This window comes from Amycolatopsis sp. NPDC104587 (genome assembly GCF_055583645.1).
In genome coordinates this window covers 194,266-210,902 of record NZ_JBVJNO010000008.1, presented here as the reverse complement: position 1 = coordinate 210,902, position 16,637 = coordinate 194,266, and the positions used below count along the sequence as shown (strand labels likewise).

Here is a 16,637-nt window from a genome sequence, read left to right as displayed (position 1 = left end):
CGCTGCCCTTGGTTGCTTCCAGCACACCCAATGTGGCCTTCGGTGCGTTGAACGCACCGAAGGCCACATTGGGGCGCTCGGGGCCTTACTTCAGGAACTCCAGCAGGAGCGGCTTGAGGGTCTCCGGGAACGCGAGCACGCCGTGGTCCTGCCCCTTCAGGACCTCGTGCCGGGCTCCCGCGATCGCCTCGGCGGCCACGCGGGCGCCGGCCTTGAGCGGCTCCGGGCTCGCGCCGCCGCCGATCACCAGCGTCGGGGCCGTGATGCGGGCCAGGTGGTCCAGGCGGGGGCGGCCGACCGGGCCGCAGATCGTCAGGTCGTACGGGAGCGTGTGCGCGAGCGCCGTCAGCCCGGCCCACGCCGGGGACGCCTTGATCCCGTCGAGCATCGCCTCCGGGGTGCCCGCGAGCACCAGGAACGTCGCCACCGCGCCGTCACGGTCCCCCGCCGCGAGCTGCGCGCGCACCTCGTCCAGGACGTCGGGCCGGTCTTCCTCCGGGGTCGCGTACGGCGGCTCGTACGCCACCAGCTTCTCGATCGCCAGGCCCGCCCCGGCCGCTTCGAGCGCGAGGATGGCGCCCGACGAGTGCCCGAACACCGACGCCGAGCCGCCGACGTGGTCGATCAGGGCCGCGATGTCCTCGATCTCCCGCTCGAACGCGTACGAAGACGCGTCGCCGGAGTCCCCGCGGCCGCGCCGGTCGTACGCGATGGTCGTGAAGTCCGTCGCGAGGACCTCCGCCAGGCCCGCGACGGTCGTCCGGTCGTTGAAGGCGCCGCCGACCAGGATCACCGGAGCGCCGGCGCCGCGCTGCTCGAAGAAGAGGGAAGTGCCGTCCGCCGATGTGACGTTCATGATGCCTCCGGAAAGGGTTCGTTTCCCCCTGGTCGGAGCCGTCGCGCGGATCCGGACACCGAACCTACGGGAGTTTCCAGTCGACCGGCGCCGCGCCCTGCTGCTCCAGGAGCTGGTTGGCCCGGCTGAACGGCCGTGACCCGAAGAAGCCGTTGTGCGCCGAGAGCGGGCTCGGGTGCGCCGACTCGATGCACGGCACCTCACCGAGCATCGGGCGCAGGTTGCGCGCGTTGCGGCCCCACAAGATCGCGACCATCGGCTCCGACCGGGCCGCGAGGGCCTTGATCGCCTGCTCGGTGACGTCTTCCCAGCCCTTGCCCTGGTGCGAGTTCGACTTGCCCGGCTGCACCGTCAGCGCCCTGTTCAGCAGCAGGACGCCCTGGTCGGCCCACGGCGTCAGGTCGCCGTTGGCCGGCAGCGGGTGGCCGAGGTCCTCGGCGTACTCCTTGTAGATGTTGACCAGGCTCTTCGGGATCGGCCGGACGTCCGGCGCCACCGAGAAGCTCAGGCCGACGGCGTGCCCCGGCGTCGGGTACGGGTCCTGGCCGACGATCAGCACCCGGACGTCGTGGAACGGCTGCTTGAACGCCCGCAGCACGTGCTCACCCGCCGGCAGGTAGGTCCGGCCCGCGGCGATCTCCGCGCGGAGGAACTCCCCCATCGCGGCGACCTGCGGCGCCACCGGTTCGAGGGCCTCGGCCCAGCCTGCCTCGACGATGTCCTGCAGCGGTCGTGCGGTCACGGCGCGCAAGCCTACCGGGCGTGGCCGGCGTCACCCACGCGGGTCGAGGCGCCGCAGCTCGGTGCGGAACCGCTGCCCCCGCTGCACGTATGAATCGACGACGAGGGCGATGTTCTCCGCGCTGAACGACGTGTTCTCCCGCGTCTTCGCCGGCACGCCGAGCGCGATCTCCCCGGTCTTCACGTGTGACCCGTACGACAGCACCGCGCCGGCGCCGACCATGCCGCCGTCCTCGATCACCGAGCCGTTGAGCACCACCGAACCGGACGCGATCAGGCAGCCGGTGCCGATCATCGCGCCCTCGACGTGCACCGAGTGCCCGATCGCCGACGACGGCCCGAGGATCGTCGGGTGCCGTTCGGTGCAGTGCAGGACACAGCCGTCCTGGACGTTGGACCGCTCGCCGATCTCGATGTACCCGTGGTCGCCGCGCAGGACGGTCTGCGGCCACACCGACGCGAACGCGCCGATGCGGACGTCACCGATCACCGTCGCATCCGGGTGGACGTAGGCGTCGGGGTGGATCGTCGGCTCGAGCTCACCGAGTGCGTAAATGGCCATGCCGCCTCCGGGTGACTGCGGTTTCACGTGCGGTGCGATTGGATCACGGCATCACCGCGAACCGGAAAGCCAGTACCGGGAGCACCGCCCTCGTGCTCCTGCTCGTCGTGGTGACCTGGGTGCTCAGCCTGCCGACGGCGTCGCCCGCCCTGGCGAACGGCCTGGCCGCGACCCCGCCGATGGGCTGGAACAGCTGGAACCAGGTCCGCTGCTACGACCTCACCGAAGACGTCGTCAAGCGCGCGGCCGACGCGCTCGCGGACACCGGGCTGCGCGACGCCGGCTACCGCTACGTCGTCGTCGACGACTGCTGGCAGGCGCCGAAACGCGCGGCCGACGGCTCGCTGCAAGCGGACCCCAAGCGGTTCCCGCACGGCATCGCCGACCTCGCCGACTACGTGCACTCCCGCGGCCTGCTCTTCGGCATCTACTCGGTGCCAGGCAGCCGGACCTGCGCGATGGCGAACGACGCCTACCCGGCGGCCGGCATCGGCTCGCTGGGCCACGAACGCCAGGACGCCGAGACGTTCGACCGCTGGGGTGTCGACTACCTCAAGTACGACTGGTGCAACGCCGACACCGTCGACGGCCTCGACCGGAAGACGGCGTTCGAGAAGATGCGCGACGAGCTCGCCGCGCTGCCCCGCCCGATCGTCTACGCGATCTCCGAGTACGGCGTCTCGAGCCCGTGGACCTGGGCGAGGCCGGTCGCGAACCTGTGGCGGACGACGAACGACCTGGTCGCGACCTGGGACTCGGTGCTCACGACGATCGACCAGCAGGCCGCCGTCGCGACCCACAGCGGCGCGCCGGGCGGCTGGAACGACCCGGACATGCTGCAGGTCGGCAACGGCACTCTCACCGCGGACGAGGCCCGCGCGCACTTCAGCGTCTGGGCGGTGCTGAACGCGCCGCTGTTCGCGGGGACCGACCCGGCGAAGCTGAGCGACGCCGACCTCGCAACGCTGGGCAACCCCGAGGCGATCGCCGTCGACCAGGACTTCGCGGGCGGCCAGGGCCGCCGGCTCGCGTCGGGGCCGGGCTACCAGGTCTGGGGGAAACCGCTGTCCGGCGGCGGGTTCGCGGTGGTGCTGCTCAACACCGGCACCACCACCGCGACCGTGTCCGCGGACGTCCCGGGCTCGTGGAACGTCCGGGACCTGTGGGCGCACAAGGATGTGGGCACCGACGTCTCGGCGTCCCTGCGCCCGCACGCGGCGGCCTTGCTGAAGCTCACACCGAGGTGAGGTCCTTGCCGTAGCAGCGGCTCGACTCTTCGCCCTTGTACACGCCGAACTTCGGGATTTCGGCGTAGCCCGAAGACGTGTACAGCGCGATGGCCTCGGGCTGCTTGGTCCCGGTTTCCAGGATCGCGCGCTTGCGGCCGCACAACGCCGCCGTGCGCTCCAGCTCGGACAGGATCATCCGCGCGAACCCGCGGCCGCGGGCGGAATCGGCGACGTACATCCGCTTGAACTCGGCGTCGCCGTCCCGGAAGTCCGGCGCCGGGCCGTCGTGGGCGCGCCAGGCGCCGCAGGCGACCGCCTCCTCGCCCTGGTAGCCGACCAGGAAGACGCCCTGCGGGGGATCGAAGTCCGCCGGGCTCATCGGGGTCATGTCCTCGTCGCCGTAGCGCTCGACGTAGACCTGCTGCACCGCGGCCATGAGCTTGGCCGCGTCGGGATGGTCGTAGGGGACCGGAACGATTCTCACGTCTCCCGACTTTAGTTCAGCGCCAGTGCGTCCAACCGGCTTCTCGCGCAAAAGGCTTGCCGTCCACGGTGATCCCCGAGTCCGCCATCGTCACGACGCCGATCGTGCGCCAGCCTTCGGGGAGCTCGGCGAACGGCGGGAACGTCGCCACCAGTGCGTGATCCTCCCCGCCGGTGAGCACCCAGTCCAGCGGGTCGGCTCCGAGCGCTGCGCCGACTTCGGTGAGCCGCGCGGGCACGTCGAGGTCGGCGGTGCGCACGTCGATCCCGACACCGGAGGCTTCCCCGATGTGCGCCAGGTCGGCGAGCAGGCCGTCCGAGACGTCGATCATGGCCGTGGCGCCGGCCAGCGCCGCACGGGGACCGGCCTCGTAGGGCGGCTCGGGGCAGCGCTGGGCGTTGACCACCCCGACCGGCGACCGGAACCCGCGGCCGAGCACGGCCAGACCGGCCGCGGCCCAGCCGAGCCGCCCGCAGACCGCGAGGACGTCGCCGGGCCGGGCGCCCGAGCGCGTCACCGGCTCGCGGTCGCCCAGGTCGCCGAGCGCCGTGACGCTGATCACGAGCTGGTCGGCGCGGACCATGTCACCCCCGGAGACGCCGATGCCGGCGCGCTCGGCCTCGGCCCACATGCCGTCGGCCAGCGCGGTGACGACCTCGCGCGGGGTGTCCGGCGGGCAGGCGAGGCCGACCAGGACGGACGTCGGGGTGGCGCCCATGGCGGCGATGTCGGCCAGGTTGACCGCGACGGCCTTGCGCCCGACGTGCTCGGGCGGCGACCAGTCGAGCCGGAAGTGGACCCCCTGCACGAGGACGTCGGTGCTGGCGACCACCCGCCCGTCGGGCGCGGCGACGACGGCGGCGTCGTCCCCCGGCCCGAGCAGCGTGCCGGGTGGCTGGCGCCGTCCTTCGGTGACGGCGCGGATGAGCGCGAACTCGCCGGTCTCGGCGACCGTCGCGTCGTTCGGTGACACCGGTCACCTCTGCTTTCTCCATCGGGACAAAGATCGATCACCGATAGTCGGATGCCCTATGTTTTTCCGTGAGCTGGCGATACGTTCCTACCTTGAGCCGACCGATCCCGACGAAAGGGCGCGCCGTGGTCCACGCATACATCCTCATCCAGACCGAGGTCGGCAAGGCGGCCGCGGTGGCGGCCGAGATCTCCAGCATCCCGGGTGTCACCAGTTCGGAGGATGTCACCGGACCGTACGACGTGATCGTCCGCGCGGCCGCCGACAGCGTCGACCAGCTGGGCCAGCTCGTGGTCGCGAAGGTGCAGAACGTGGAGGGCATCACGCGGACGTTGACCTGCCCGGTGGTCCATCTCTGAGCAGTGTCGTTCCTGGGGGGCCGACCCCCCCAGACCCCCCGAAACCGCGTCAGTGGTGTAGTGGTCGGGTGCCTGAATCCGACACCGGTGCGCCACCTCGCGTGGTGCTCGTCACCGCAGCCGCGCTCGCCGTCGCCCTGGCGGTCGCCGTCGCCGTGTTCGCGCTGACCCACCGCTCTTCGGAGCCGGAGGCCGGCCCGCTGCCGCTCGTCCCGGTGCCCGCCCCCGAGGCGGGGGCACCGGCGTGCACGACGCTGCTGGGCGCGGTCCCGACGGAGCTGACATCGAACGGCGCCGCGCTGAAGGTCCGTTCACTGGCTTCCCCGGCCCCGCCGGCGACGGTCGCCTGGGGTGACCAGGAGCCGCTGGTCCTGCGCTGCGGCCTGGGCCGTCCCCCGGAGCTGACCCCGACGGCGGCCCTGCGCCTGGTGAACAAGGTCCAGTGGCTCCAGGTCCCGGGCGACGGCGCGTCGACGTGGTACGTGGTGGACCGCGAGGTCTACGCGGCGCTGACCGTGCCGGACAGCGCCGGGACGGGACCGCTGCAGCAGATCTCGGACACCGTGGCGGCGAAGCTGCCGGTCAGGCCGCTGCGGTTCTCCTGAGGCTCAGCGCAGACCGGTGCCCCGGGCGACCGCCGTCTCGATGAGCGTGGTCAGCAGCGTCGCGTAGTCCACGCCGGTGACCTCCCACATCTTCGGGTAGGCCGACTTCGTCGTGAAGCCCGGCATCGTGTTGACCTCGTTGATGGTCAGCTCGCCGTCCTCGCCGACGAAGAAGTCGACGCGGGCCAGGCCCTGGCAGTCCAGCGCGCGGAACGCCGCCACCGCCATCGCGCGGAGCTTCTCGGTGAGGGCGTCGTCGAGCTTGGCCGGGATGTCCAGCTCGGCGTCGTCGCCGAGGTACTTGGTTTCGAAGTCGTACCAGGCGTCCTCGTCCTCGGACAGCACCCGGATCTCGGCCGGCAGCGACGCCTCGACGCGGCCGTCCGGGAACTCGAGGACACCGCACTCGACCTCGCGGCCGACGACCGCCGCCTCGACGAGGACCTTCGGGTCGGTCGCGCGGGCCAGCTCGACGGCCGGGTCCAGGTCGGCCCAGGACGCGACGCGCGAGATCCCGACCGACGAACCCGCGCGCGACGGCTTGACGAACACCGGCAGGCCCAGCCGGGCGCGGTCCGCGTCGTCCAAAGTGGACTGGTCACGGCGGAGCGCGGCGAACGTGCCGACCGGAAGCCCTTCCGCGGCAAGGAGTTTCTTCGCCGTCTCCTTGTCCATGGCGGCCGCGCTGGCCAGCACGCCGGGGCCGACGTACGGGATTCCCGCGAGCTCGAGGAGGCCCTGGATGGTGCCGTCCTCGCCGAAGGCGCCGTGCAGCACCGGGAAGACGACGTCCACCTGGGACAGCAGCTCGCTCTCGCGCCCGGGCTCGACGGCCACGAGGCCCCGGCTCGACGGGTCGCCGGCGAGGACGAGGCCCTTGCCGTCGTCGACGGACGGGAGTTCGCGGCCGCGGATGGCGAGCTGGGCGGTGTCGCCGGTGCCGAGCACCCAGCGGCCTTCGCGGGTGATCCCGACCGGCACCGCCTCGAACCGCTCCGGGTCGAGGTTGCCCAGCACACTGCCCGCGGACAGGCACGAGATCGTGTGCTCGCTGCTGCGCCCGCCGAACACGACCGCCACCCGGATCTTCTCGCTCATGGTGAGCCACCGTACCCGGTGACCTCGGCGAACAGCCGAGCCCCGTGCGCCGGACGGACCGCCGCGAGCGGTGAGCGCAACCTGCCCGGGCGGTCTCGCGTCTGCTACGTCGAGGGACGGCTGGGCCCGGCGCCGGCAGTCACCGCAGCAGCGACACCAACGTCGGCAAGGCCGCCACCAACGCGTCCCGCGCACAACCCGCGTACCCGATCGCCACGCCATGCGCGGTCGGCGTCCCCGCGAAGTGCCGGGCCAGGCCGTCCAACCGGATACCCCTCCGCTCGGCAGCGGCGATCACCGACGTCTCCACCTCGGCCGACGCGAACGGCACCACCAGGTGCGCCCCCGCGTCGTCACCGCGGACCGGAACATGAGCCGCCGCCAGCGCGCCCGCCAGCAACGTCCGCCGCTCCGCCATCTCGCGACGCAGTTTCCGCAGGTGACGGCCCAGATCCCCGTTGCGGGCGAACTCGTACAGCACCCGCTGCCCCGCCGGGGACGGCCGCGTGCCCGTCAGGTCGCGGTAGGCCAGCACCGCCGACGTGATCGCCTCCGGCGCCACCATCCAGCCCGCGCCCAGCGTCGGCGTGAGGATCTTCGACGTCGTCCCGAGATGCGCCACGACGTCGGGCGCCAACGCGGCCAGCATCGGCAGCGGCGCGACGTCGAAGCGCAGCTCGCCGTCGTAGTCGTCCTCGATCACCAGCATCGACGTCGCCCGCGCCAGCTCGACCAGCGAAACCCGCCGCGCCGCGCTCAGCCGGCTGCCCATCGGGTACTGGTGCGCCGGCGAGCAGTACACCGCCCGCGCGCCCGCCGGGATCGCTTCCGGGCGCAACCCTTCGAGATCCACCGGGACGCCGACCACTCGCATGCCCGCCCGCAGGAACGCCTGCACCGCGCGCTGGTACCCGGGCTCCTCGACGGCGACGAGGTCCCCGCGCTCCAGTACCGCGGCGGCCAGCTCGACCACGGCGGCCGTCGTCCCGCCCGTGGCGAGCACCGAACCGGCGGCGAGACCGCGGTGGCGCAGCAGGTGCTCCGACACGGCCGCGCGGTACTCCGGCAGCCCGGCGCGGTGCGCGCGGATGAGCGGGTCCGGGTCGGCCGCGGCGCGCCAGGCGCGGCGCCACGCCGCGCGGTCCAGCCCGTCCGCCCACGGCGTGCCGGGGCCCAGGTCGAGCAGTGACGGCATCTCCGCTTCGGGCGTCGGGACGGCGGGGGTGGGCACCTCGGCCGAAGACACCGAAGGCGGCGTTGTCACGTACGTGCCGGAGCCGTGCCGCCCGGCGATCCAGCCCTCCGCGTGGAGCTGCTCGTACGCCGCCGACGTCACCGTGCGGCTGACGTTGAGCCGGCTGGCCAGCGCGCGGGTCGAGGGCAGCCGGTCGCCGCCGCGCAGGTGCCCGGACGCGGCGGCCTCGCGCAGCGCGTCGGCGAGCTGGACGGCGAGCGGCGTGACGGCCGAGCGGTCGAGGCTGACCGGGAGCGCGGTGTCGGCGTGGGACACGGGACCTCCTCAAGTGGACTTCCCAAGTGTACGAGAAGTGGACATTTTCCGATGCCACTGAGCCGCGAGACGCTGGTCGCATGCTCTCCACCACGCCCCGCACGACGCTCGGCCGCAAGAAGAACCGCGCGGCGACCGACCGCGAAACGCTCTACGAAGTCCTGGACGAGGGCCTGATCTGCCACCTCGGCGTCGTCCGCGACGGCGTGCCGCTGGTCCTCCCGACCGGCTACGGCCGCGACGGCGACACGCTCTACCTGCACGGCTCGACCGGCGCGTCCAGCCTCCGCAGCGCCGCCGGCGACCTCGACGTCTGCGTCACGGTGACGCTGCTCGACGGCATCGTCTACGCGCGCTCGGTGAACAACCACTCGATGAACTACCGCAGCGCGGTGATCTTCGGGAAGGCCCAGCCGGTCGTCGACGCCGAGGCGAAGATGCACGGCCTCAAGGTCCTCACCGACCACCTCGCGCCCGGCTCGTGGGAGCACGCGCGCGACGTCAACGCCAAGGAGTTCGCGGCGGTCAGCGTGCTGTCCCTCGACCTGGCCGAAGCGTCGGTGAAGCTGCGCGCCGAGGGCCCCGACGACGAGCCGGACGACGTCGGCGCGGACGCCGCGTGGGCCGGGGTGCTGCCGGTCCGGACGGTCTTCGGCGAGCCGGAGCCGTCCACCGACCTCTCCCCCGGCTGGACGACCCCGCGGCACGTCGCCGAACGCGGCTGAGGCGTCCCTGTCGATCCGCGGGGCCGCCGTTCGTATGAGCGGTGACCGACGGACGAAAGGACACCCGATGCGCGCGCTCAGCGTCACCATGAACGTCACCCTCGACGGGGTCGTGCAGAGCCTCGGCCGCCCCGACGAGGACACCCGCGGCGGCTTCACCCACGGCGGCTGGGGCGGCCGCCACCAGGACGACGTCCTCGCCGAGGAGATGGCGGCGGGCATGGCCAAGCCCGGCGACATGCTCTTCGGCCGCCGCACCTGGCAGGACTTCCTCGGCGCGTGGGCCGGGCGGACCGACGGCAACCCGTTCACCGAACACCTGGACGCCGCCACCAAGTACGTCGCCTCCACCACCCTCGACGACGCCGGGGCGTGGCAGAACTCCTTGCTGCTGAAGGGAAACGCGACCCGGACGGTCGCCGAGCTGAAGGCCACGCCCGGCCACGACCTGTCGGTCGTCGGGAGCGCGTCGCTGGTGCGCGCCCTGCACAACGCCAGGCTGGTCGACCACTACGCGCTGCTGATCCACCCGCTGACCCTCGGCGGCGGCGCACGCCTGTTCCCCGATGCCGGGCCGGTCGCCGAGTTCACGCTCACCCGCAGCGTCACGACCACGAAGGGCGTCATCATCGCCTACTACGACCGGATCAGCGGGCGAGCGGAAGCCTGACCGTGAACACCGTGCGGCCCGGCGCCGACTCGACCGACACCGTGCCGCCGTGGGCGGTGACCAAGGACTGGACCACCGACAGGCCCAGTCCCGTCCCGCCGTTCCCCCGGGTGCGGGAGTCGTCGACGCGGAAGAAGCGGTCGAAGATCCGCTCCTGGTCGGCCGGGCCGATGCCCGGGCCGGCGTCGGTCACCCGGACGACGGCTTCGGAGCCCGACGCCGTCACCGAGAGGTGCACGGCGGTGCCGGGCGGGGTGTGCACGGCCGCGTTGGCCAGCAGGTTGTCGAGCACCTGCCGCAGCCGCACCGGGTCGGCGTCCACGACCGCGGCTTCGGCCGACGTCGTCAGCGGGTGGCCGGGCCGGCCCGCGGTGAACGCGTCCGCCGCGTCGCCGGCCAGCTCGGCCAGGTCGACGCGCTCGGGCCGCAACGGCGTTTCGGCGGCCCGCGCGTCGAGCCGGGCCAGCAGCAGGAGGTCGTCGACGAGCACGGTCATCCGCGCCGTCTCCTCGCGGATCTTCGCCAGGTGCGCTTCCCGCTCCTCGGGTTCGTTCGCCGCGGCGTAGCGGAAGAGGTCGGCGTACCCGCGGATCGACGTCAGCGGGGTGCGCAGCTCGTGGGACGCGTCGGCGACGAACCGGCGCAGCCGCTCGTTCGCCTCGGTCTTCGCCGCCAGGGACGTGTCGATGTGCGCGAGCATCACGTTGAACGCCGTGCGCAGCTCGTCGACCTCCGCGCCGCCGCCGGTGCCGGCCGCGCGCACCGGCAGGTCGGGGTTCGCGGTGAGGTCGTGGGAGGCGATGTCGTGCGCGGTGCCCGCCATGTCGGCCAGCGGGCGCAGGCCGCGGCGCAGCACCAGCCGGCCGACGACCAGCAGCACGGCCAGCGCGAACGCGAACGCGCCGGCCTCGACCCAGATCAGCTGCTGCACGGTCCCGTTCAGGTCCTGCTGCGGCGCGGCGCTCAACAGCACCGAATCGGTGTCGACGGGGCAGGCGCGCACCCGGTACGGGCCGTCGTCGTGCAGGTAGATGTTCCGGGTGACGTCGCCGCCGAGCGCGTCGACGGCGATCTTCGCCAGCTGCTTGGTGTCCTGGGGCAGCTTGCCGCCCGGCTCGGGCGTCGCGACGCCTTCCCGCACGTGGTAGAGCGCGGAGTACCAGGAGTAGACCGACTGCGGGGAGCCGTGCGTCTCGCGCAGCAGCGGCACCTGGGTGTTCTGGCTCTTGGACAGCTGCTCGTCGAGCCGCCGGTCGAGGTAGCCGTGCATGATCCCGACCGTGGTGACGCCGACGACGGCGAACACCACCAGCGCGAGCGCACCGAGGCCGAGCGTGATGCGGGTGCCGAGCCGGGTGCGCTGCCAGGCCCCGTACCACCGGCGGAAGAAGCCCCTCACCGGTTGACCTGGCGCACGACGTACCCGACGCCGCGCACGGTGTGGATCAGCGGCTCACCCGCGCCCGCGTCGACCTTGCGGCGCAGGTGCGAGATGACCAGCTCGACCACATTGGACCGGCCGCCGAAGTCGTACTCCCAGACGTGGTCGAGGATCTGCGCCTTGGTGAGCACCGACGGCGAGCGGCGCATGAGGTAGCGCAGCAGCTCGTACTCGGTCGGGGTCAGCTCGGCGGGCGGCTGCTCGCCGCGGCGGACCTCGCGGGTGTCCTCGTCGAGCGTCAGGTCCCCGACCTTCAGCACCGCGCCGCGCGCGGCGGGCTGGTGCGCGGCCCCGGTGCTGCGCCGCAGGACCGCGCGCAGCCGCGCCATCAGCTCCTCGACGGAAAACGGTTTCACCAGGTAGTCGTCACCCCCGCGGGTGAGCCCGGCGATCCGGTCGGCCGTCGCGTCCTTCGCCGTGAGGAACACCACCGGCACCGCGGTGCCGTTCTCCCGGAGCCGGTCGAGCACGGTGAAGCCGTCCAGGTCGGGCAGCATCAGGTCGAGCACGACGATGTCCGGCGCGAACTCCGCGGCCCGGCTCAGCGCGGCCTTGCCGGACCCGGCCGTGACCGCCTGCCAGCCCTCGTACCGGGCGACGGTGGCGACGAGGTCGGCGATGTGCGGCTCGTCGTCGACGACGAGCAGGCGCACGGGTTCGGTCGGCTGCACCACCCCATCTTCTCCCGGCGGCCGAGTCCCCGGCGACCGGTGGCCGGGGCCGACAGGAACCCGACAGCCGGTACCCAGACTCGCCACAGGCTGCCTGGCGAGGCTGGCCTTCGTGAACCGAACCGAAGGGGGATCCGTGTGACCAGCATGACGCAGACCGCCGAGGCCACGCGCCCGGCGATCCGCCCCCGGATCGCCGCGAAATCCGGCCTCTTCCTTTTCCTGGGCGCCAACGTGGCCGCCGTCACGGTCCTCTTCACCGAGGCCGGGCTCTCGGACAACGTGCTGATCACGATCGGCAGGCTGGCCGGGCTGTACGGCGCACTGGCCATGGCGTTCCAGCTGCTGCTCGTGGCCCGGCTGCCCTGGCTGGACCGGCGGCTCGGGATGGACCGGCTCACCTCGTGGCACCGCTGGACCGGCTTCACGATCCTGTGGACCCTGCTGGCGCACCTGGTGTTCATCACCTTCGGCTACGCGGAGGTCGAGAGCAGCGGCGTCGTCGACGAGCTCGTGGAGATGGCCAACCGGCTCGAGGGGATCCTGCGGGCGCTGGTCGCCTTCGCCGTGATCCTCGTCGTGGGCGCGGCTTCGGCGAAGTTCGCGCGCAAGCGGATGGCCTACGAAACCTGGCACTTCGTCCACCTCTACACCTACGCCGCGGTGTTCCTGGCGTTCAGCCACCAGGTCGCGCTCGGCCAGACCTTCACCAGCTCCCCCGCCGCGAAGGCGTACTGGTGGGCGCTCTGGCTCGGCGCCGGCGCCGCCGTGCTCGCCGGGCGCGTCGTGCTGCCGCTGTGGCGGAACGTGCGCCACCAGCTGCGGGTCACCGCGGTGGTTTCCGAAGCCCCCGACGTCGTTTCGGTGTACATGACCGGGAAGCACCTGGACAAGATGCCGGCCAAGGCGGGCCAGTTCTTCCTGTGGCGGTTCCTCACGAAGGACCGCTGGTGGCAGGCCAACCCCTTTTCGCTGTCCGCCGCGCCCGACGGCCGCACGCTGCGCCTGACCGCGAAGGCGCTCGGCGACTCCAGCGCGTCGCTGCGCTCCCTGCGGGTCGGGACGCGGGTGTTCGCCGAAGGCCCGTACGGCGCTTTCACGACGATCCACCAGCAGCGGCCCGACGCGCTGCTCGTGGCCGGCGGGGTCGGCATCACGCCGATCCGCGCGCTGCTGGAGGACATCGAAGGCCACGTCGTCGTGCTGTACCGGGTGCGCACCCAGGCCGACGCGGTGCTGCTGCCCGAGCTGAACGCGCTGGCCAAGGCCCGCGGCGCGATGGTGAGCGTCCTCACCGGACCCGACCAGGCGGTCGGCCCGCGCGGCACGATGCTCGGCCCGGCGAACCTGCACATGATGGTGCCGGACGTGCACGAGCGCGACGTGTTCGTCTGCGGCCCGCCGGGGATGACCTCGGCCGTGCTGCGCAGCCTCCGGGAGCTGCGGGTGCCGAACCGCCAGGTCCACGCCGAACGTTTCAGCCTCGCGGCTTGACCCGGGGGTTCGGGGGCTTGCCCCCGCGGGGTTCGGGGCGCAGCCCCGAGAAAGGACTGGGACGCTGTGAAGAAGACCATCTTCGTCGTCGCGCTCTCGATCGCGGGGTTCATCGCGGTCTGGCGGTTCGAGCCGGAACCGTTGCGCAGCACGGCTGTCGCGCAGGCGCCGCCACCGAGCGTCAGCGCACCGTCCATATCGGCCCCGCCGCCGTCGACCGGCACCACGAAGTCCACTTCGGACAGTGCAAACGCGACGGTCACCACCCAGGGCACCCCGGAGTCCAGCAGCTACGGCACCGTGCAGGTCCAGGTGACGTTCACCGGTTCCCGGCTCGTCGCGATCACCCTGCTGCAGGCGCCGGACAGCGGCCGCGCACTCACCGCCCTGCCGCGCCTGCAGGACGAGGCGATCCAGGCGCAGGGGGCCGGCATCGACACGATCACGGGCGCGACCGAGACCAGCGAGTCGTACAAGACGTCGCTGCAGGCCGCCATCGACGCGAGAGGCAGCAGATGACCGTCCGCGTCGACCAGGTGATGGGCCTGCCGATCTCGCTCGACCTGCGGGACGAAGACGACTTCACCGAGGTCGTGGACGAGGTCTTCGCCTGGTTCCGCGACGTCGACGCGCGGTTCTCCCCGTTCAAGGAGGACAGCGAGGTCAGCCGGTACGACCGCGGCGAGCTGACGGCGGCCGAGCTGAGCGACGACCTCCTGGAGGTGCTGGAGCTCTGCGCGTACTACGAGCAGCTCTCCGGCGGCGCGTTCCGCGCGCGGCTGCCCGGCCGCGGCCTCGACCCGTGCGCGGTGGTGAAGGGCTGGGCGGTGCAGCGCGCCGCCGACCTGCTCAAGGCCGAGGGCGCGACGACGTTCTGCCTCAACGCCGGCGGCGACGTCGTCACCGCGGGCGAGCCGGAACCCGGCCGCCCGTGGCGGGTCGGCGTGCGCCACCCCGAGCAGCCCCTCGCCGTGTGCGCGGTGCTGGAGTCGCGCAACGGGGCGATCGCGACGTCGGCCGCCTACGAGCGCGGTTCGCACATCCTCGACGGCCGTTCGGGCGCCCCCGCGACCGGGCTGATGAGCGTCACGGTCGTGGCCGGGGACCTGGTCACCGCCGACGCGCTGGCCACCGCGGCGTTCGCGATGGGCGCCGAGGGCATCACGTGGGCGGCCGACCGGCCGGACTGCGAGATCCTCATCGTCGACGACAGCCGGCGCGTGCACCGGACGGCGGGACTCGCCCTGGCTTCCTGACGGCGTCGCCCAAAACCGGTCGCCTCCGCGCCGGCGCTCGGCCAGACTCGGGGCATGCCTTCCGCCGTGTTGCACGTGTCCGTCGACTGCGCCGATCCCTACACCCTCTGCCAGTTCTGGAGCCAGGTCACCGGGAAACCGATTCCCGACGAAGACCAGCCCGGTGACGACGAGGTCGGCATCGAGCTCGAAGGCGGGATCGACCTGCTGTTCCTGAAGGTGCCGGAGCCGAAGACGGTGAAGAACCGGCTCCACCTGTGCCTGCAGCCGGACGACCCGCGCGACGAGGAGGTCGGCCGGCTGATCGGCCTGGGCGCCACTCTGGTGCACGACCGGCGCAACCCCGACGGCACCGGCTGGGCCGTGCTCGCCGACCCGGAGGGCAACGAGTTCTGCGTGCTGCGCAGCGCGGCCGAGCGCGTGGCGACGTCGTGACGGACTCGTTCGCGGTCAACAAAGCGAACTGGGACGAGCGCGCGGTGCTCCACGCGGCGTCGCCGGACTACCGGTTCGCCGAGCTCACCGCGGATCCGGCGTTCCTCAGTCCCGTGGTGCGCTTCGACCGGCCGCGGCTGGGCGACATCGGCGGCCTGCGCGGGGTGCACCTGCAGTGCCACATCGGCACGGACACGGTGTCGCTCGCCCGGCTGGGCGCGCGGATGTCCGGTTTGGACTTCTCGGGCCCGGCGCTGACCGAAGCGGCGCGGCTGGCGAAGGCGGCGGGCGCGGAAATCGACTTCCACGAGGCGAACGTCTACGACGCCGTCTCGGTGCTGGGAGCGGGTGCGTTCGACCTGGTCTACACCGGGGTCGGCGCGCTGTGCTGGCTGCCGTCGGCGGCTCGCTGGGCCGAGGTGGTCGCGGGCCTGCTGCGCCCGGGCGGGCGGCTGTTCGTCCGCGAAGGACACCCGATGCTGTTGACGCTGGACGAGACGGCCGACCCGGCCTGGCCGCGGTACCCGTACTTCGAGCACGCCGAACCGCTGGTGTTCGACGAACCGGAGTCCTACGTCGAGACCGAACGGCCGCTGACCCACAGCGTCAGCCACTCGTGGAACCACTCGCTGGGCGAGATCATCACGGCACTGCTGGACCAGGGCCTGACGCTGACGGCGTTCACCGAGCACGACAGCGTGCCGTGGAACGCGATCCCCGGCCAGATGGAGGTCGACGAGACCGGCAACGAGTGGCGGTTGAAGGACCAGCCGTCGCGCGTGGCCGCGAGCTACACGCTCCAGGCGGTCAAGGCTGCCTAAGGTGGCGGCATGCCCTTGATCGCGGTCGCCACGCTGGGCGGCACCATTTCGATGGCCCCGGACACCGGCGAAGCGGGCGGCGCGGTCCCGCGCCTCGGCGCGGCCGACCTGCTCGGCGGTCTCGGCGACCTGCCGATGGACGTGCTGGCCGAGACCCTGGCGGGCGTCGGCAGCGCGTCGCTGGACTTCGCGACGCTGCAGCGGTGCGCCGACTGGGGGCTCCAGCAGGGGGCGGACGGGTTCGTCGTGGTGCAGGGCACGGACACGCTCGAGGAGACGGCGTACTTCCTGGACCTGCGCTGGCCGTCGGAGATCCCGGTGGTGGTCACCGGCGCGATGCGCCACGCGGGCCTGCTCAGCCCGGACGGCCCGGCCAACCTGCGCAACGCCCTGACGGTGGCGGCCGACCCGCGCAGCCGCGGCCGCGGCGCGCTGGTGACGCTGAACGACGACGTGCACGCGGCGCGCTGGGTGCGGAAGGCGCATTCGAGCCACCTGGACGCGTTCTCGTCGGCGCCGGCGGGCCCGCTCGGCATGGTGGTCGAGCACGCGGTGCACTATTTCCATCCCTCCCCGCCGCGGGGGGGGGGGGGGGGCGGGGGGGGCCCCCCCCCCCCCCCCCCCCCGGTTGGGGCGCGGGGTGACGAGCCCGCCCCGGGGGCGTAGCTTTCGGCGGTGTCACCAAAAGGGAGCGGGGTGGTGGTACG

General features: G+C 72.7%; 19 protein-coding genes and 1 pseudogene. 11 read left to right on the top strand and 9 right to left on the bottom strand.

Annotated elements, in window-relative coordinates; translation table 11 throughout:
- Nucleotides 1-85 precede the first annotated feature (85 nt).
- From ACZ61C_RS26015 to ACZ61C_RS26005, 3 genes are all read right to left on the bottom strand, one after another.
- A complete protein-coding gene (locus ACZ61C_RS26015; protein WP_465310428.1) occupies nucleotides 86-856 on the bottom strand; it encodes an alpha/beta fold hydrolase in 771 nt (256 codons plus the stop codon).
- A gap of 64 nt (nucleotides 857-920) precedes the next feature.
- The gene (locus ACZ61C_RS26010) at nucleotides 921-1,598 is read right to left on the bottom strand and encodes a uracil-DNA glycosylase (RefSeq protein ID WP_465310427.1); all 678 of its coding nucleotides are present in this window, start codon (nucleotides 1,596-1,598) and stop codon (nucleotides 921-923) included.
- 30 nt (nucleotides 1,599-1,628) lie between these two features.
- Nucleotides 1,629-2,159 carry a gamma carbonic anhydrase family protein gene (locus ACZ61C_RS26005; protein ID WP_465310426.1) on the bottom strand — a complete coding sequence of 177 codons (531 nt, stop codon included), beginning with the start codon at nucleotides 2,157-2,159 and terminating at the stop codon, nucleotides 1,629-1,631.
- 92 nt (nucleotides 2,160-2,251) lie between these two features.
- Here ACZ61C_RS26005 and ACZ61C_RS26000 point away from each other — a divergent pair, with 92 nt between their 5' ends.
- Nucleotides 2,252-3,406 carry a glycoside hydrolase family 27 protein gene (locus ACZ61C_RS26000; RefSeq protein WP_465310425.1) on the top strand — a complete coding sequence of 385 codons (1,155 nt, stop codon included), beginning with the start codon at nucleotides 2,252-2,254 and terminating at the stop codon, nucleotides 3,404-3,406.
- Here ACZ61C_RS26000 and ACZ61C_RS25995 read toward each other — a convergent pair.
- The gene (locus tag ACZ61C_RS25995) at nucleotides 3,393-3,872 is read right to left on the bottom strand and encodes a GNAT family N-acetyltransferase (protein ID WP_465310424.1); all 480 of its coding nucleotides are present in this window, start codon (nucleotides 3,870-3,872) and stop codon (nucleotides 3,393-3,395) included. The two genes, ACZ61C_RS26000 and ACZ61C_RS25995, sit on opposite strands and share 14 nt — an antisense overlap.
- A 16-nt stretch (nucleotides 3,873-3,888) precedes the next feature.
- Nucleotides 3,889-4,845, bottom strand: a complete 957-nt coding sequence (locus ACZ61C_RS25990) for a thiamine-phosphate kinase (protein WP_465310423.1) — start codon at nucleotides 4,843-4,845, stop codon at nucleotides 3,889-3,891.
- A gap of 125 nt (nucleotides 4,846-4,970) precedes the next feature.
- Between ACZ61C_RS25990 and ACZ61C_RS25985 the strand changes: the two genes are divergently transcribed.
- Both ACZ61C_RS25985 and ACZ61C_RS25980 read left to right on the top strand, forming a co-directional pair.
- Complete coding sequence (locus tag ACZ61C_RS25985) at nucleotides 4,971-5,204, top strand: Lrp/AsnC family transcriptional regulator (protein WP_125306405.1); 234 nt, start codon at nucleotides 4,971-4,973, stop codon at nucleotides 5,202-5,204.
- 68 nt (nucleotides 5,205-5,272) lie between these two features.
- Entirely contained in the window at nucleotides 5,273-5,809 is a 537-nt protein-coding gene (locus ACZ61C_RS25980; RefSeq protein WP_465310422.1) for a DUF3515 domain-containing protein, read from the top strand.
- Between the two features lie 3 nt (nucleotides 5,810-5,812).
- Here the strand turns inward: ACZ61C_RS25980 and ACZ61C_RS25975 are convergent, their stop codons facing one another.
- Nucleotides 5,813-6,907: a D-alanine--D-alanine ligase family protein gene (locus tag ACZ61C_RS25975; RefSeq protein ID WP_465310421.1), complete on the bottom strand. Its 1,095-nt coding sequence runs from the start codon at nucleotides 6,905-6,907 to the stop codon at nucleotides 5,813-5,815.
- A 139-nt stretch (nucleotides 6,908-7,046) separates the two neighbouring features.
- Nucleotides 7,047-8,417: a MocR-like pyridoxine biosynthesis transcription factor PdxR gene (gene pdxR, locus ACZ61C_RS25970; RefSeq protein ID WP_465310420.1), complete on the bottom strand. Its 1,371-nt coding sequence runs from the start codon at nucleotides 8,415-8,417 to the stop codon at nucleotides 7,047-7,049.
- A gap of 80 nt (nucleotides 8,418-8,497) precedes the next feature.
- Between pdxR and ACZ61C_RS25965 the strand changes: the two genes are divergently transcribed.
- Nucleotides 8,498-9,142, top strand: coding sequence for a pyridoxamine 5'-phosphate oxidase family protein (locus ACZ61C_RS25965; protein WP_465310419.1), 645 nt, complete (start codon nucleotides 8,498-8,500; stop codon nucleotides 9,140-9,142).
- A 67-nt stretch (nucleotides 9,143-9,209) separates the two neighbouring features.
- A complete protein-coding gene (locus ACZ61C_RS25960) occupies nucleotides 9,210-9,812 on the top strand; it encodes a dihydrofolate reductase family protein (protein ID WP_465310418.1) in 603 nt (200 codons plus the stop codon).
- On the opposite strand, the gene ACZ61C_RS25955 is transcribed toward ACZ61C_RS25960, so the two are convergent.
- Both ACZ61C_RS25955 and ACZ61C_RS25950 read right to left on the bottom strand, forming a co-directional pair.
- On the bottom strand, nucleotides 9,790-11,211 hold the full coding sequence (locus ACZ61C_RS25955; RefSeq protein ID WP_465310417.1) for a sensor histidine kinase: 1,422 nt from the start codon (nucleotides 11,209-11,211) through the stop codon (nucleotides 9,790-9,792). The genes ACZ61C_RS25960 and ACZ61C_RS25955 overlap by 23 nt on opposite strands.
- Nucleotides 11,208-11,924 (bottom strand): response regulator transcription factor, encoded by a 717-nt coding sequence (locus ACZ61C_RS25950; protein ID WP_465310729.1) that lies wholly within the window; start codon nucleotides 11,922-11,924, stop codon nucleotides 11,208-11,210. The genes ACZ61C_RS25955 and ACZ61C_RS25950 overlap by 4 nt, the downstream gene beginning before the upstream one ends.
- A 147-nt stretch (nucleotides 11,925-12,071) precedes the next feature.
- Between ACZ61C_RS25950 and ACZ61C_RS25945 the strand changes: the two genes are divergently transcribed.
- From ACZ61C_RS25945 to ACZ61C_RS25920, 6 genes and pseudogenes are all read left to right on the top strand, one after another.
- Nucleotides 12,072-13,418 (top strand): ferredoxin reductase family protein, encoded by a 1,347-nt coding sequence (locus tag ACZ61C_RS25945; protein ID WP_465310728.1) that lies wholly within the window; start codon nucleotides 12,072-12,074, stop codon nucleotides 13,416-13,418.
- Nucleotides 13,419-13,484: 66 nt separating this feature from the next.
- On the top strand, nucleotides 13,485-13,937 hold the full coding sequence (locus tag ACZ61C_RS25940; protein ID WP_465310416.1) for an FMN-binding protein: 453 nt from the start codon (nucleotides 13,485-13,487) through the stop codon (nucleotides 13,935-13,937).
- On the top strand, nucleotides 13,934-14,674 hold the full coding sequence (locus ACZ61C_RS25935; RefSeq protein ID WP_465310415.1) for an FAD:protein FMN transferase: 741 nt from the start codon (nucleotides 13,934-13,936) through the stop codon (nucleotides 14,672-14,674). The genes ACZ61C_RS25940 and ACZ61C_RS25935 overlap by 4 nt, the downstream gene beginning before the upstream one ends.
- A 54-nt stretch (nucleotides 14,675-14,728) precedes the next feature.
- Nucleotides 14,729-15,109: a VOC family protein gene (locus ACZ61C_RS25930; RefSeq protein ID WP_465310414.1), complete on the top strand. Its 381-nt coding sequence runs from the start codon at nucleotides 14,729-14,731 to the stop codon at nucleotides 15,107-15,109.
- The gene (locus tag ACZ61C_RS25925) at nucleotides 15,106-15,930 is read left to right on the top strand and encodes a class I SAM-dependent methyltransferase (protein ID WP_465310413.1); all 825 of its coding nucleotides are present in this window, start codon (nucleotides 15,106-15,108) and stop codon (nucleotides 15,928-15,930) included. Before ACZ61C_RS25930 ends, ACZ61C_RS25925 begins: the two co-directional genes overlap by 4 nt.
- A gap of 9 nt (nucleotides 15,931-15,939) precedes the next feature.
- Nucleotides 15,940-16,637 (top strand): annotated as a pseudogene (locus ACZ61C_RS25920) (asparaginase); the annotation flags it as partial.